A 14,564-nucleotide genomic window follows, 5' to 3' on the forward strand; every position below is an offset into this window, starting at 1 on the left:
CCACTCTACTCTTTACTCCCTACACTCTGCTCTGAATTTTTAAGCTTACTTGTATAACCTTAGTTAAATAAAATCTAAAACTTTCATGTATTTCTAATATTGGGGTTGGTGTTTTAATGAAAATAATAATAAAATTTATACTTACAAATATAAAAGAAAAGAAGTTAAGAGCTTTTTTAATTATGTTTTCAATAATGGCTTCTACAGCCTTATTCTTTGCCTCCAGTGGAACTGCCTCAACTATTAAAAAGACCTTTACAGAAGTGACAAAACAGTACCTTGGCAATGCAGATATACAGATATATGCAAATGGAAAATCGCCATCTCCTTTTATAAGTGTATCCAAAGCAAATAAATTTAAAAATAAAATAGACTATGCTATTGGTGAGATTGATGCTAGTGGTGTATATACAAAGGAAAACAAAGATAGAAATATAACACTTAGAGGTTTCAATTATGAGGATATAAATATAATGAACCCTCTTAATTTTTATAAATCTTCTTCTGTAAAGCCTTTTAATGGAAATAAGATAATAATAAGTAAGAAATCTGCTGATAGGTATTCACTTAATGTGGGAGACAAGATAAAAATAAAAATTGGTGATAGTACCATGACTTTTAATGTGGCTGGAATAGCTGAAAATACAGGATTTTTTGCAATAGAAAGCGATAAAAATATGATGGCAATAGTTCCTTTAAAGGCAGCTCAGCAAATAAACAATGCCGGAAATCAAGTGTGGAGTATATATGTAAAAGCTAAAAATAAAGGTGATATGGATAATCTAATAAAAGATTTATCAATAGTTTATAAAAATTATACTGTTGAAAAAGCAATAGACGATAAATCAGTTGAAGAACAAACAGGGCAAATTGTATTGGCTTTTAGAGCTATGATGATGGTAGTTCTTATAATGAGTATGTTTATAATATATACTGTATTTAAGGTCGTTGTAACAGAAAGGATGCCTGTAATAGGCACATTCAGAAGTATAGGGGCAACAAGAATGACTACAAGCACTGTCCTTATAGTGGAGAGTGTTTGCTATGGAATATTAGGTGGTATAATAGGTGATTTCGCAGGTATAGGAATACTTAAACTGTTGGCGAGAATTATGAGTAGGCAGTTATCTGATGACTTTACAATAAATATATCAATTGAATATGACTTAAAACAGTTAATTGTAGCTTTCCTATTTGCAATTGCAGTTTCATTTATAAGTTCTATTGTACCTATAGTTAAGGCCGCTAGACTTTCTGTAAAAGATGTTGTTTTAAATACAATAGATACAGTAGAAAAGGAAAAATTCTGGAAGTTTATCCTGGGAATAGCGATTATCATTTTATCAACTATAGTTCCAAGGCTTGTAGCTAAAAATTCAATGGGTAAGTTTTTAGATATGGTGTTTGATATCATAAGCATGATTGCAGCAGTTATTGGAATTATTGTTATTGTTCCATACGTAACTGAGATTTTTGTTAAAGTATTTGAAGTAATATATGGTATTATTTTTGGAAATGAAGGGTTGTTAGCAGCTAAAAATTTGAGAAAAAATAAAAATCTCATGAATAACATTTCTCTTTTAACTATAGGAATTTCAACTTTATTTATGTTAAACGTTGCAAGTTATAGTGTGGGAAAAGAAATAGTTAAAGCCTATGGCATATTTAAATATAATGTGTGGATGGATAATGATGATGGAAAATCTGTTGATAGAACAGTATTGAATAGAATTAAAAGTAACTATGGAGTAAGCGATGTTGAACCAGTATATTTCTCCTGGGATGTGGAAATTGAAAATAGTGACAACAAAATTTCTGGGATATATTTTTTAAGCAAATATGATATTGAAAATTATTTGGACATAAAGTTGTTTCAAGATAAAAGTGCAGTTATTAGAAGTTTTGAAAACGGAAGAAATATAATTATGACAACTACTGATCTAAAAAAGCTAAATAAAAAAGTAGGAAATTATATAGGTATTAAAACTTTTAGAGGAAATAGAGAGTATAAAATAGTTGGATCTTTTAATACTCTTATGAACAATGGGAGTAGTGCAATAATTCCTGAAAAATACGCTAAGGGTGATTTCAATTTATTTCAGCCAAGCTTTGTATATATAAAAACTTATGTAGATGCGGCTCATGTAAAAAATGATTTAGTTAAAAAATTTAAAGATAAGGCACTTACTATAAAAACTATCACAGAAAGAGAAAAAGAGAACACAGATTATATAAATAAGACACTTTTTCTTATAAAGGCTTTCCCAATATTGGCCCTTATAATAGGAGCAGTGGGGGTTTTAAATAACTTTGTTATAAGTTTTATGGAGAGAAAAAGAGCTCTTGCAATTTACGCTTCTGTTGGCATGAGTAAGTTCCAAACTAGAAAAATGCTTTTTATAGAATCTATATCAATTGGTATCATTGGCAGCATATGCGGAATTATAGGCGGCGTTTTAATGACAGAGACAATGCCTTTTATACTTATGCTTGCGGATTTCCCGATGGATATGCATTATTCAAAGGGTGTCTTCATAATGAGCTTTGTACTTGGAATTTTAATAACTGTTCTTGCATCTTTTGTGCCAGCACTTAAGTCTTCTAAAATGAATATAATAGAAGCTATTAAGTATGAATGACGGGAAGTAATGGTGGTTCGGAACATTAAAAAAAGTACATAAATCTAAGGAGAATATTTTCAAAATCCTAAGAGCTTTCAATAACTCGCTGACGCTCAGACAGATTGAAAGCTCTAAGTATTTTTAAAATATTCTTCTAAGATTTATTGTACTTTTTTTAAACTGTTCTTTCACCACCATTACTTCCCTCGAGCCGAAAAGAATGAGTAGGGCATGTTTTATTTAGAATACTGATAAATTTTATTAGCAAGGAAGTATTTGGAGACAAGATTATTTCCAACTTTCGTAATGTACTTTGCTTTGGTTGTATCTATCTATAAATTTATTTTCTTGACCATCTGGATATCCAACAGAAATTAAAGCAAAAGGCTTGATATTTTCTGGCAAGTTAAAGAAATTTGTTATAAACTTAGAGACTTCTTCTGACGTTGCAACTCCAAGCCATACAGCTCCAAGATCTAATGCTACTGCTTCTAATAAAAGATTTTCTGCTGCGGCTCCCATATCTTGCTGCCAACCTGTTTGGATTCTAAACGCTTCAGTATTTGCAACAAGTATAATTGCAGCACCACAACTTGCTACCATCTTTGAATATGGACTCATATTTGAAAGTTTACTTAATGTATCTTTATTTTGTACGACGATAAACTCCCATGGTTGTTCATTGATTGCTGATGGAGCTTGCATTGCTGCCCTTAAAAGTTTTTCTATTTTTTCCTTTTCAATTGGTTTATCCTTATATTTTCTTACACTTCTCCTGTTAAAAATTGCATTCATTTTTATTACCTCCATTTTAGTTTTTATATATTTAAAACATAGTATATAAGACTATACTTAGTTGTACATACAATCTATTATTAGAGAAAAGCTAATATAAAAATTTTTATTAATATAAAACTTCTCACTTAAAATTCCGTAGGAACGGAGGAATTTTTTCCTTGCACCACCGTGAGAGTGAAGTAACAATGCTGAAGGAACGATTTAAAAAAATTCTAATAAATCTTGGTTTAAAAATTGTAAAATACTTAGATATTTCAATCTGTTTGAGCGTATGCGAGTATAAACATACGCGGGGTTTGGGCTTTGCCCATTATTCTTCTTGAACCCAAAGCAACCACTTTTTTTAAATAACCACTTAGATTTATAGGATTTTTTTAACGCGACGAAGCATTATTACCAATCTGTTTGAGCCAAAGGCGAGTTATTGAAAGTTCTTAGAATTTTAGGATTTATCATCTTAGATTTATTAGCTTTATTTAATATCCCAAATCAATATTACTTCACTAAATTCCAGTTTACCGAGATTCCTCTATTGCTTCCTTGTACTTTTGAATTTCCAAATTTCCTATCTATAATTGTACCATTTCTAAAGTTTAAGTAAATATATAAAAAAGAAGGAGAATATCCCCTATTGGATTTTCTCCTTCTTTTTCTACAAATGAAGATCCCCCATTATTAAGTTCTTTAATTTTTTTAGAAACAATACTTATTCCCATATTTAAATCTATAATTAAGTTTAATATTGGGCTATCTGCAGCAGTTATAATAGACTTTGGAATAATATTATATTTGCTATAAAAGCTTAAGAAATGTTCATACGTCTTTGTTTTCTTCTCATTTGCATATAGCTATACTCTTTTCCGTTATATCCCGAGATTCTTACTAATATCTAAATCCAATCAAATTCCAGTTACATATAAAAAACACAAAAGCATACATAACTAAAATACTAATAGAATTTAAAATTTTATAAGAAAGCTTAGTTTTTTCTCTCTTAATAACGAGGATAAATGCAATACTGCTACATATAATAAGAACTGTTGAGATTATAAAAATTATTGGTGCGGCTTTTACGTACCAAGGTATACTGTAATACATGTCAAAGGACATCATCCAATATAAAATTCCAAATAAATTGACTATATTTAATACACTTATAATAAAAACCAATACCTTAAATATTCTGCTTGTACTAATTTCATTATCTTTAAAAATACATTTTCCTTTAATTAATTTCTTAAATCCTATGAACACATTCTTAACTATTTGAAACATGAAGAACAACATTGCAACCATAAGTATAGCTAAACTTAACTTATAGTTATCCTTAAAATCAACCTTTCAAAACTATCATAGGGTCTATCATTAAAAAACACATATTTAATCTTGTTATTATCTTCTCCAAAAGCAACTAACTCGTTATTGTCAGCTCGCCTAAAAAGATTTCCAGAAACCGCTATCAATTTTGTATTTTCCTTTTTCTTCATATGACTTATGCCTTTATAAATTAGTGAATTTTCCTTTTTACTATATTCAATTTGTACATCTTCATTTTCGTCAATAGAACCTAAAAGATTTATGAACTTTAAAATATTGCCCTTTGCATTATCTTGATATAATCTATAAGTACCTATATATTTTGAAGCTTCTTTATCATTTATTGTATTACTGCTATAACTTTTAGTTTTTTGTCCGAATAATATTTATTAAAAAAAGCATTTTCTATATCAGTTATTGCAGGTGCAGCTGAAGTTAAATTATTTGATACTATATATACTCCTAGATTTTCTTCTGTATCAAGCAGCATATCATCAAAATATCCCACTGAAAGAGCTCCTTCATGAGAAAGAATTCTTTTTCCATTAAAATTTTTCTCCCAAAATCCATAACCAATTCCACATAAATTTTTATCATTGGAAAAATGATGTTCTTGCATTAATTTTACTGTACTTTCCTTTAAAATTTTGTTATTCTTATAAACTCCTTTTTGCAAATGCGCCATCATAAACTTTGCTATGTCTAACGGTGTTGAATTTATGCCTCCTGCTGGGCTATCATTATAGTAAACATAACCGGTTTCTACGAGAGAATCATAATTTTTTGTCATACCATTTAGCGGCAAAGAAACTTTACTATTGTTCATATTGAGCACGTTAAAAATATTTTTTTGTACGTAAGCTTCGTATTTCATTCCTGATACACTTTCTATAATATGTCCCAATAAATCTATTCCTATATTGCTGTACAAACATACTTTTCCAGGTTCAGTTGTAACTACTGGCTGATGTTTTCTCAAAAAACTTGATAAAGATATCATGTCACTTTGAGTTTTTACAGCAGTATACGGAAATGTAGCTTCATCAATTCCAGAAGTATGTGTAAGTAGGTTTTCTACAGTTACTTTTTTTGCAAATTTATTTTGTATTTTAATATCACCTAAATATTTATTAGCATCTTCCTTTAAATCTATTTTTCCCTGCTCATAAAGCTGCATAATTGCAGTTTCTGTAAAAATCTTTGATGTAGAACCTATTCTATAAACAGAACTATTTACATCAGCTTTAATTTTATTTTTAACATCTGCATAACCTAAAGCATTTTCATAAATTATCTTTCCATCCTTAACAACTACCATACATAAACTTGGCAGCCTATATTTTTGAAAATTTTCCTTTGTTATCTTATCTAAATATGAATTTAAAGCTTGCCCTTCTACTACCTTTGCAGATGCAGTAATCGGCTTTAATAAAATCAAAAACATTAAGACTAAAATCAAAAAAATTTATTAATATGTTTCATAATTTGTTCCTCTCCTCTGTAAACTTAACTTTAAGATAAATTTACAAAAAACATCTTACGAAACATTTAATAAATTCTTACGAAAACCTTACGATTGTGAAATTGGCAGTAATATTTGAAAAACTGTTTCAGTATCGCTGCTCGTAACTTTAATATCACCTTTATGAACCTCTGCAATACTTTTAGCTATAGCAAGTCCCATTCCCTTACCCCCAGTGTTGTTGTTTCTTGATTTTTCACTTCTAAAGAATCTTTCAAATATATAGGGTATATCTTCTTTTGGTATCTTCTTACCGTAATTTTTTATACTCACAGAAGCCATACTTTTAAATTGACTAATTTCAATATCTAGCTTCTTCCCCTGGCCTCCATAAAAAATATTGTTATTTATAATATTTTCAAAAAGCCTTAGTATTAAATGAACATCCCCACTAATGAATATCTTTTCATAAGGTGCTTTTATATTAAATGTCATATTAGATTTTTCAAGCATTGGAATAAAGCCAATCATTATCTGCTCCAATACATCCGTTATGCTTAACTTATCTTTTTTTATATTAATCCCTTTAAAATTAATGCTTGTATACTCAAGTAAGTCATTCACTAGTTTTTTTAGTTCATCACATTTTTTCAATATAATCTCCATGCAGTTATCTGAGGCTTCCTTATCCTTGTAACCTAATTTTTTCATAGCTTCTACATATCCTATAACTGATGTTAACGGAGTTCTTATATCATGTGAAATATTACTTATCATTTCATTTTTCATTCTTTCATTTTCACGATCTTTTTCAATTAACTCCTCAAGCTTTCTTGACATAATATTAATATTATTAGCTATTTGCCCTATCTCATCTTTTGTATTTACTTTAATATTAACCTTAAAATTCCCCTTTGAAATCTCATTGATGTTTTCATTTATATCATTTATGTTATAAATTATTTTTCTTGTAAATATATAAAAAAACGCAGTAGTTATAATAACAAAAATAATAAATGATACAATCATGATATATGCAGTAAGCTTTAAATGATTATTAGCCCATTCGCCACTACTATTATAATTGACATTATATGCTGACTTTAAAAATTTAAATAACATAAAAGTAGTTAATATTGCCGATAAAAAAATACTTAACATAAAAGCTTTTAGTATTTTAAATTGAATTCCTTTAAATAAATTAGCTTTCAATTTTATAGCCAACCCCCCAGACAGTTTTTATGATTTTAGGTTCCCTAGGGTTTTCTTCAAGTTTTTCTCTAATTCTAGCTATATGAACCATAACCGTATTATTGCCCTGGAAATATTTTTCCTTCCATACTCTTTCAAAAATTTCTTCTAGAGGAAAAACTCTGTTAGAATTTTCTGCCATCAAGAGAACAATTTCATATTCTGTTTTGGTCAGATTAATTTCTTTTCCATAAACTTTAACCTCAAAAGTTTCTTTATTGATTTGCAGACCATTAAGGTTTATTACAGTATCTTCTGCTTTTTCATTGCTATTACCGCTTAAATACATATACCTTCTAAGCTGAGCTTTAACTCTTGCAATAAGTTCTACCGTACTAAAGGGTTTTATTACATAATCATCTGCTCCTGTACTTAAGCCAATAACTTTATCTATCTCAGAAGATTTTGCACTCAGTATTATAATTGGAATGTTTTTCGTCATTCTAACTCTTCTGCAAACCTCCATGCCGTCAACCTTAGGCATCATTATATCAAGTATTATTAATTGAATATCTGTGCTTTCTACAAGTTTAAGGGCTTCCTCACCATTGCAAGCTTTTAATATGCTATAGTCTTCATTTTTTAGGTTAAACTCTATTAAACTAAGTATTTCTTTATCGTCATCTACTACAAGAATTTTTTCACTACTCATCCTATGTCCCCCGTAAAAATCTAAAATTTGTTTTTATTATATCATGCTTGCCTACGTTCATAAACATTTCAGAACCATCTGGGACCTTGAAACTTGTAATGTACATTTGTAATATTGTATTTATATAGGTGAATTTAAAATAATACTTTTAGTAAAATTTAATTTCCTCATAGTCTATTTTATCAAGCACTTCTTCAATTTTAGCCATTCTCTCCCTGCATAACCCTTCCATAAATTTAATGAAATGTTCCTGCCATTCAGCCTCAACGTCTCTCTTCTGATATATAATAATTGATAAATCAGCTGTTTCATTCCTAAGTTCCTCATAAAACACTACTTTTACAAAAATGGCAAGTTCAATATCAGAAAGTGAATCAAACACCTTTTCGAATTCTTCTCCAAAAAAACAATCGCAGTTAAAAACATCAATGAAGTCCTGAAGTGAATTGACATTTGAATTTATAATTTCAATCTTATCTTCAATTTTTGATACCTTCATTATTCTTTTTACCATTGAATTAAATTCACCTTCACTCATCCTTTTTCCTTCATCAAAAGCAAAAGTGTATTTTACTTCTTCTTTATTCTCTACCACTATAAAAGTATCTAAGCGGTTATTTTTTAATACGCTTATAAGCCTCTTTTCAAATAACTTCTTGTAATTATTTATATATCCTATAAGAAATTCATTTTTTATCCTTAACTCATCAACTATCCTGAATATAGCATCATTTATAAGTCCATCTACCTGGGTAAGCCTCTTAAGTTTTTCATTCATCTTATTAAATTGATATTTTGTTATATTTAGCTGCCTTGCTTCATTACCGCATAAAACAGAAAATAAAGAATTATTTATTAAAATTTCAAATATATTTATTAACTCTATGTTATGGCTTAACCTGCACATTTTTTCATAACCAACTAAGATTCTATTAATCTCTTTTTCGCTAAACAACCTGCAAAATTCAGTTTCAATTTCTAAATGCTCTAAATAATTTTTAATATATGAAACTCCTCTTACTGTCATATCGTCAAATACCAAGGGATAATCTATGCTACCCATTCCATTATGTGCTCCAAAAACTATATTATATTCTTCAAAAAAACATAAAATTTCTTCTATCGTAGTATTATAAGGTTCAAGCTCAATCCTAAGCTTGTTTCTCTTTATTTTTCCATACAACTTTTTTGTATCAATTATACAATTTCTAATAAGCTCAATACCGTTTTCGTATATTTGTTTTATACTTTTTTCTTTTAGTTCCATAACTGCTGCTTCTGGACTATCCATTTTAAGCATATAAAAATCTATCGCATATAAAATGGAATTAAGCAAACTTTCAGAGGTTTCTACAGTGACAGAAGTGCTTTCCCCTTTTGTATATCTTAAAATTAAATCTTTTAGCAAATTCATTATATCAACTTGAACTCTAATTATTTCATTCTCACTCATTAATCCAATTTTTATTGCTTCTTTAAAAAGCGAAATTATATATTGATTTTTATTTAACTTTTTAACGTTTATCTTTCCCTCGCTATTTACCAACACCTTATTTTTAAGCTTTAAAATCACACCATCATCTCCCTAACATAAATTCTTTCTAAAAGTTCTCGAAAATTCTTCTAATCTACTATTCAATAATTCAAGAGAACCCTCACAGGAATTTTCAAACAAGTTTTTCATTATATTAATTAACTTATCATCACCAATTTGATCTTCTGTTTCATTCTTTAAATAATAAAAAAGTTTCCTGGAGACCAATTATAATATCTACATAATTTTCATCATTTATAAAGGTTGATGAACTAAAAATCTTAATTATTTTTTTCACAACATCAAAATTTAAATCGATTCTCCCATAACCTTTAAGTGTTTTTCTTCTTTGTTTTATAATTTGCTTTGCATCCTCTAAAGTCAGCACCAAGCCATATTTTTCAGTTTCTTCATTAGTTTGAAGTAATTCATTAGCATAAAATTCATTTAAACTTGCTTGTTCCAAAGTAAAAATATCAGGTATATTCATAAAAAAGCACCCCTTTTTTCAATTTTACTATTGACTTTTATTTTGAAATGTGGTATAATATAATTTCAGTAGTACAATAATTATACTCGTGTCGTATACTCAAGTCAAGCATAATTCAAATGAATATCATACATTTCAATGTTGACTAAAAACCTATTTGCCTAAAATTTATAAGTATACATATTTCTTCCTATTCTAAAATCAAAAATACTTGTTAAATTAAATATTAATGCGTATTAATAAAATAAAGAGCACAGCCATTTTATTGGTTATGCTCTTATATTTTAGGATAAGAATCAAAACTTTCATTGTCATCAGTTAAATATTTTTGTATAGTATCTATTACTACAGGAATACCTCTCTTAATCTTCTCTTCATTCGTTTTACTTATGCTAATCCTAAAATAATTATCAGTTTTATATTCTCTCAAAAACAAGTCCTTGTATCTAACAATTGTATATTTTGATTTGATAATGTGCTCATTATTTTGTCATATCTCAATTTATTATCTATATAAATACAAGCAAAATACCCAGACTTAGGGACATTCCATTTTATTTTAGATTGTTTAAGTGACGAAAGAGTATTTTCTAAGCAGCTCATTCTATCAGAATACAATTTGCTCATTTTTTTTCTGTGTTTACTTAGCATGTCGCTTTTCAAATAAATTTCTAAAGCACCTTGAGATAATATTGGACTATTCATATCTAACCATTTTTTATATTCTAGAAAAGTATTTATAAGTAATTTAGGCAATATAACTGCCGCAATTCTTAAACCAGGCATAAGAATTTTAGAATAGCTTTTTAAATAAATTACTTTTGAAGAAGTGTCATAAGCAAATATAGGATCAGATTTCTTATCTGTTTCTAAATCCGCCATAATATCATCTTCAACAATATATACATTATATTTTTCAGCCATTTTTGCAATTGCCTCTTTTTCCTGCCTAGTATATGAATTTCCTGTTGGGTTGTGAAATCTAGGAATAGTATAAAAGAATTTAATGCTGCCGTATTTAAACAGCCTTTCTAATTTTTCAAGATTTATGCCATTAAATCTTCTTTCAATTCCCACGGTAGGAATATTATTTAATTCTAGGGTTCTAATCATTCCATAGTAAGTTGGTTGTTCCACAAGTACCTTAGAATTTCCATTTGGAAATGACATATTTGTTAAGATATTTAATGCTTGCTGAGAACCTGTAGTTATAACAATATTCTCAGGCTTAGTAAATACTTGATATTCCTCTAGATGCTTAGTTAGAACCTGTATTAATGAATTAAGTCCTCTTGGATTAGAATATGTAAACAGATTTTCTTTATAAAGTTCTATAGCATTATTTAAGCAATGTTGAAATTTTTTATAAGGCAAAGTTTTAATATCTGGAGCTCCAGATGAGAAATCAATTAAAGAGTTGTCATATGAATTATTATTAAAAAGATCACTTTCTAGTACATAATAACCACTTTTGGATAAAGAATAAACTATATGCTCCTTTTCAAGTTCAGTATAAGCTTTTAAAACTGTACCAACACTGCAATCAAACAATTCAGATACCCTTCTAAGTGACGGTAATTTTTTCTTTGCCGCCAAACTTCCGCTTGAAATTTCATCTTTGATATATTTAGCAATCAATTGGTACTTTAGCAATTTAAACAGCTCCCTTGATTTTGTACTATAACAGATTGAGATTTTATTAATTGATACTGAAATTATACTATAATATAATCAAAATATAAATCACACAAGTATAAAGGGGGTATTAAGCTTGAAACAATTAGAAAAAAATTGCAAAGTTGCTCTTGTGCAAGCAGCACCTGTTATGTTTAATAAAGATGCAACTATTGATAAAGTTGTTCAGGAAATTCTTGAAGCTGGAAAGCAAGATGTCAATTTAATTGTCTTTCCAGAATCTTTTATTCCTTGCTATCCATATGGAATGACCTTTGGCTTTACTATAGGCAATCGCAACGAGGAAGGCAGAAAAGACTGGAAGGTTTATTACGACAATTCTGTTATTGTACCAAGTACTGATACAGACCGCATTGCCAAAGCAGCTGGTGAAGTACATGCTTATGTTAGTATTGGTATTACAGAAAGAGATATCAACACCTGTACTCTTTATTGTACCAATCTCATTTTCTCACCAGATGGAAAACTTGCCTACAAACATCGTAAATTAAAGCCAACTGGTGCAGAACGTTTTATCTGGGGGGATGGCTATGAAGGTGGATTTCCTATCATCGATACCCCCTTTGGAAACATGGGTAGTTTGATATGCTGGGAAAATTATATGCCTTTAGCACGTGTTGCTCTTTATGAGAAAGGAGTCACACTTTATCTTGCACCTAACACAAACAACAATGAAGAATGGCAAACTACAATACGTCACATAGCACTAGAAGGACACTGCTATGTAATTAATGTAAATCAATATGTCACAAAAGATATGTATCCTGATATCTTCCATTGTCCAGATGAAATAGCAAAATTACCAGACAAAGTTCTTACCGGCGGCAGCTGCATTATCGATCCATTTGGACATTACGTAAAAGACCCTGTATGGGACAAAGAAGAAATTATCTACATAGCCATCGATATGGACAAGGTTCCGCTTAGCCGTATGGAATTTGATGGAACAGGCCACTATTCACGTCCAGATGTTTTAGAACTTGTTATTCACGAACAATAAAATGGTGCGAAGTAACAATGTAGTGCAAGGAAAAAATCCCTCCGTACCTACGGAATTTTAGGCATGAATCTTTGTAACCAATTTACATATGATATGTCTATTAAATTATATTGTTTAACCATGTTTACAGTGCATTTTTCGTAGAGAAACGGAGAAAAATCCACCTTGAATTTCCGGCTTAGCGAAGTAACAGTATTGAAGAGATGATTTAGATTTATAGTTTTCATTTAACATCTCAAAATACTGTTACTTCGCAATTTTTATTTAAATTGAAAGTTTTCATAGTGGAGCTCATTGAGACTCACCTTACTGCTCTCAAACTGCTTTTTTAGAGCTTCTCTCATAGGTTTAGGGCCACAGAAGTAAACATCAAATTTTTCTGTAATCTTAACCTCTTGAAATATTTTATCTACTGTTAAAAAACCTTTTTCCTTAGAATTAACAAGGTGCAATCTAACATTTTTGTTGTTAACTAAAGTTTTTAATTCTTCCACGTAAGCGCCCTCTTCTGAATTATTATACGCATAGAAAAAATCAATAGAATAATTTTGAGGAATGTCCCCTTGAAGAAAACTTCTAAAGGGAGTAACTCCAATTCCACCAGCAATCCATATTTGATCTTTAAGTCCATTTTTATAGTCAAACTTTCCATGAGGTCCTTCCACAGAAAATTCATCCCCAACCTTAAGAGTTTCAAATAAATCCTTTGTATGATCTCCAAGCCCCTTAATTGTAAATTGAATTTCATCTTCTTTTGGGGCTTCACTTATTGTAAATGGATGAGATGTAAAGTTATTTTTTCCACCATTTATTTTCAAAAACGCAAACTGTCCAGGCTTAAAGCTCATACTTTTTCCAAGTGAACTTCCTGTAATCTCTAAAGTTCCATTTGCAACTACATTTAATTTAGAAACCTTAAATCGATATTTAAACGCTGCTCTTTCATATATAAAAACACTATACACAGCTGATAAAATTCCTATTATATTTACAATATTCATCCAAATGCTAAATACGCTAAACGATAATGCAGCATAATCTGAACTTCCGTAATAATGATAAATTCCCATTGCATAAGCAATAATCATAAATTTGTGTATGTTTTTCCATCTTTCATAATTAAGTTTTTTTAACAAAATAGCCGCAAGTATAAGAATTACAAATAAATATAAGCTAAAGCTTCCATACATTGCATATGGATCTCTAGGTATTCTAATTCCTTCACTTCTTTGAACTCTTTTTCCAATACTTATCGTTATATCGTGAATTACAACCAATAAAAGTGCTGAAATACTTAAATATTTATGGTATATATAAGATTTATCTAATCCATCAAATATATCATCTAAAATTTTATTCCTTGTAGAAATAAAAAATTTATAAAGGCAAAAGCTAAAAGTGCCAAAGAAGCTAAAAGTTCAGAATACTGAGTTACAACTGGAATTGTCCTAGTAGGTTTAGAGCTCCCCCATAAAACTGCCGTTACAAATATACTTAATATTACAATTAAAATCCCAGACTTTTTCTTCATTTTATATTTCCTCCTTTGCTAACTTTATATATACACAAGTTTTTATTCTTAATTTTCTTTAACTATACTCCCCTAAATTTAATATAAGCTTAGAATAACCTTAAAGTTGCTGAGAAAAAAAGAAGGTGAAGTAACTGTATTTTGAGATGTTAAAGAAAATTAATAAATCTAAGAGGCAAATTGCTAAAAAACTAAAAACTTATTTTTAGCTAT

At 29.2% G+C, this 14,564-nt stretch carries 15 protein-coding genes; 2 read left to right on the forward strand and 13 right to left on the reverse strand.

Translation table 11 applies throughout. From position 1 onward, the window contains the following. The first annotated feature begins 116 nt into the window (after positions 1–116). A complete protein-coding gene (locus AGR56_RS00460; protein ID WP_053240704.1) occupies positions 117–2,639 on the forward strand; it encodes an ABC transporter permease in 2,523 nt (840 codons plus the stop codon). Between the two features lie 270 nt (positions 2,640–2,909). On the opposite strand, the gene AGR56_RS00465 is transcribed toward AGR56_RS00460, so the two are convergent. The 11 genes from AGR56_RS00465 to AGR56_RS00500 all read right to left on the reverse strand — a co-directional run bounded on the left by AGR56_RS00465 (position 2,910) and on the right by AGR56_RS00500 (position 11,778). Then, complete coding sequence (locus AGR56_RS00465; protein ID WP_053240705.1) at positions 2,910–3,416, reverse strand: nitroreductase family protein; 507 nt, start codon at positions 3,414–3,416, stop codon at positions 2,910–2,912. 596 nt (positions 3,417–4,012) lie between these two features. Then, entirely contained in the window at positions 4,013–4,135 is a 123-nt protein-coding gene (locus AGR56_RS22490) for a hypothetical protein (RefSeq protein WP_278279545.1), read from the reverse strand. A 166-nt stretch (positions 4,136–4,301) separates the two neighbouring features. Then, on the reverse strand, positions 4,302–4,694 hold the full coding sequence (locus tag AGR56_RS00470) for a hypothetical protein (RefSeq protein WP_157055624.1): 393 nt from the start codon (positions 4,692–4,694) through the stop codon (positions 4,302–4,304). Between the two features lie 35 nt (positions 4,695–4,729). Beyond that, positions 4,730–4,906 (reverse strand): hypothetical protein, encoded by a 177-nt coding sequence (locus tag AGR56_RS19925; protein WP_157055625.1) that lies wholly within the window; start codon positions 4,904–4,906, stop codon positions 4,730–4,732. A 170-nt stretch (positions 4,907–5,076) separates the two neighbouring features. After that, complete coding sequence (locus AGR56_RS00475; RefSeq protein ID WP_198149872.1) at positions 5,077–6,180, reverse strand: serine hydrolase domain-containing protein; 1,104 nt, start codon at positions 6,178–6,180, stop codon at positions 5,077–5,079. Between the two features lie 126 nt (positions 6,181–6,306). Beyond that, positions 6,307–7,410: a HAMP domain-containing sensor histidine kinase gene (locus tag AGR56_RS00480; RefSeq protein ID WP_157055626.1), complete on the reverse strand. Its 1,104-nt coding sequence runs from the start codon at positions 7,408–7,410 to the stop codon at positions 6,307–6,309. Beyond that, a complete protein-coding gene (locus AGR56_RS00485; protein ID WP_053240708.1) occupies positions 7,400–8,101 on the reverse strand; it encodes a response regulator transcription factor in 702 nt (233 codons plus the stop codon). The genes AGR56_RS00480 and AGR56_RS00485 overlap by 11 nt, the downstream gene beginning before the upstream one ends. Before the next feature lie 148 nt (positions 8,102–8,249). Next, on the reverse strand, positions 8,250–9,674 hold the full coding sequence (locus AGR56_RS00490; protein ID WP_053240709.1) for a DUF6179 domain-containing protein: 1,425 nt from the start codon (positions 9,672–9,674) through the stop codon (positions 8,250–8,252). Between the two features lie 151 nt (positions 9,675–9,825). After that, positions 9,826–10,125, reverse strand: coding sequence for a DUF6323 family protein (locus AGR56_RS00495; protein ID WP_053240710.1), 300 nt, complete (start codon positions 10,123–10,125; stop codon positions 9,826–9,828). A 277-nt stretch (positions 10,126–10,402) separates the two neighbouring features. Continuing rightward, positions 10,403–10,555: a hypothetical protein gene (locus AGR56_RS21000; protein WP_242851221.1), complete on the reverse strand. Its 153-nt coding sequence runs from the start codon at positions 10,553–10,555 to the stop codon at positions 10,403–10,405. Further along, complete coding sequence (locus tag AGR56_RS00500) at positions 10,552–11,778, reverse strand: PLP-dependent aminotransferase family protein (protein ID WP_242851222.1); 1,227 nt, start codon at positions 11,776–11,778, stop codon at positions 10,552–10,554. Before AGR56_RS00500 ends, AGR56_RS21000 begins: the two co-directional genes overlap by 4 nt. Positions 11,779–11,896: 118 nt before the next feature. Here AGR56_RS00500 and AGR56_RS00505 point away from each other — a divergent pair, with 118 nt between their 5' ends. Next, positions 11,897–12,820 carry a carbon-nitrogen hydrolase family protein gene (locus tag AGR56_RS00505; RefSeq protein ID WP_053240711.1) on the forward strand — a complete coding sequence of 308 codons (924 nt, stop codon included), beginning with the start codon at positions 11,897–11,899 and terminating at the stop codon, positions 12,818–12,820. Positions 12,821–13,080: 260 nt separating this feature from the next. On the opposite strand, the gene AGR56_RS00510 is transcribed toward AGR56_RS00505, so the two are convergent. Both AGR56_RS00510 and AGR56_RS23135 read right to left on the reverse strand, forming a co-directional pair. Then, entirely contained in the window at positions 13,081–14,190 is a 1,110-nt protein-coding gene (locus tag AGR56_RS00510; RefSeq protein ID WP_347460345.1) for a ferric reductase-like transmembrane domain-containing protein, read from the reverse strand. Next, on the reverse strand, positions 14,166–14,351 hold the full coding sequence (locus tag AGR56_RS23135) for a hypothetical protein (protein WP_347460343.1): 186 nt from the start codon (positions 14,349–14,351) through the stop codon (positions 14,166–14,168). The genes AGR56_RS00510 and AGR56_RS23135 overlap by 25 nt, the downstream gene beginning before the upstream one ends. Between the last annotated feature and the right edge of the window lie 213 nt (positions 14,352–14,564).

The organism is Clostridium sp. DMHC 10 (assembly GCF_001270375.1).
Classification (GTDB): Bacteria; Bacillota; Clostridia; order Clostridiales; family Clostridiaceae; genus Clostridium_S; species Clostridium_S guangxiense.

Excerpts from the sequence above, each read along its gene's own strand:
- AGR56_RS00460 (WP_053240704.1), top strand. The coding sequence starts at position 117 with ATGAAAATAATAATAAAATTTATACTTACAAATATAAAAGAAAAGAAG.
- AGR56_RS00465 (WP_053240705.1), bottom strand. The coding sequence starts at position 3,416 with ATGAATGCAATTTTTAACAGGAGAAGTGTAAGAAAATATAAGGATAAA.
- AGR56_RS22490 (WP_278279545.1), bottom strand. The coding sequence starts at position 4,135 with ATGGGAATAAGTATTGTTTCTAAAAAAATTAAAGAACTTAATAATGGG.
- AGR56_RS00470 (WP_157055624.1), bottom strand. The coding sequence starts at position 4,694 with ATGTTTCAAATAGTTAAGAATGTGTTCATAGGATTTAAGAAATTAATT.
- AGR56_RS19925 (WP_157055625.1), bottom strand. The coding sequence starts at position 4,906 with ATGAAGAAAAAGGAAAATACAAAATTGATAGCGGTTTCTGGAAATCTT.
- AGR56_RS00475 (WP_198149872.1), bottom strand. The coding sequence starts at position 6,180 with ATGTTTTTGATTTTATTAAAGCCGATTACTGCATCTGCAAAGGTAGTA.
- AGR56_RS00485 (WP_053240708.1), bottom strand. The coding sequence starts at position 8,101 with ATGAGTAGTGAAAAAATTCTTGTAGTAGATGACGATAAAGAAATACTT.
- AGR56_RS00495 (WP_053240710.1), bottom strand. The coding sequence starts at position 10,125 with ATGAATATACCTGATATTTTTACTTTGGAACAAGCAAGTTTAAATGAA.
- AGR56_RS23135 (WP_347460343.1), bottom strand. The coding sequence starts at position 14,351 with ATGAAGAAAAAGTCTGGGATTTTAATTGTAATATTAAGTATATTTGTA.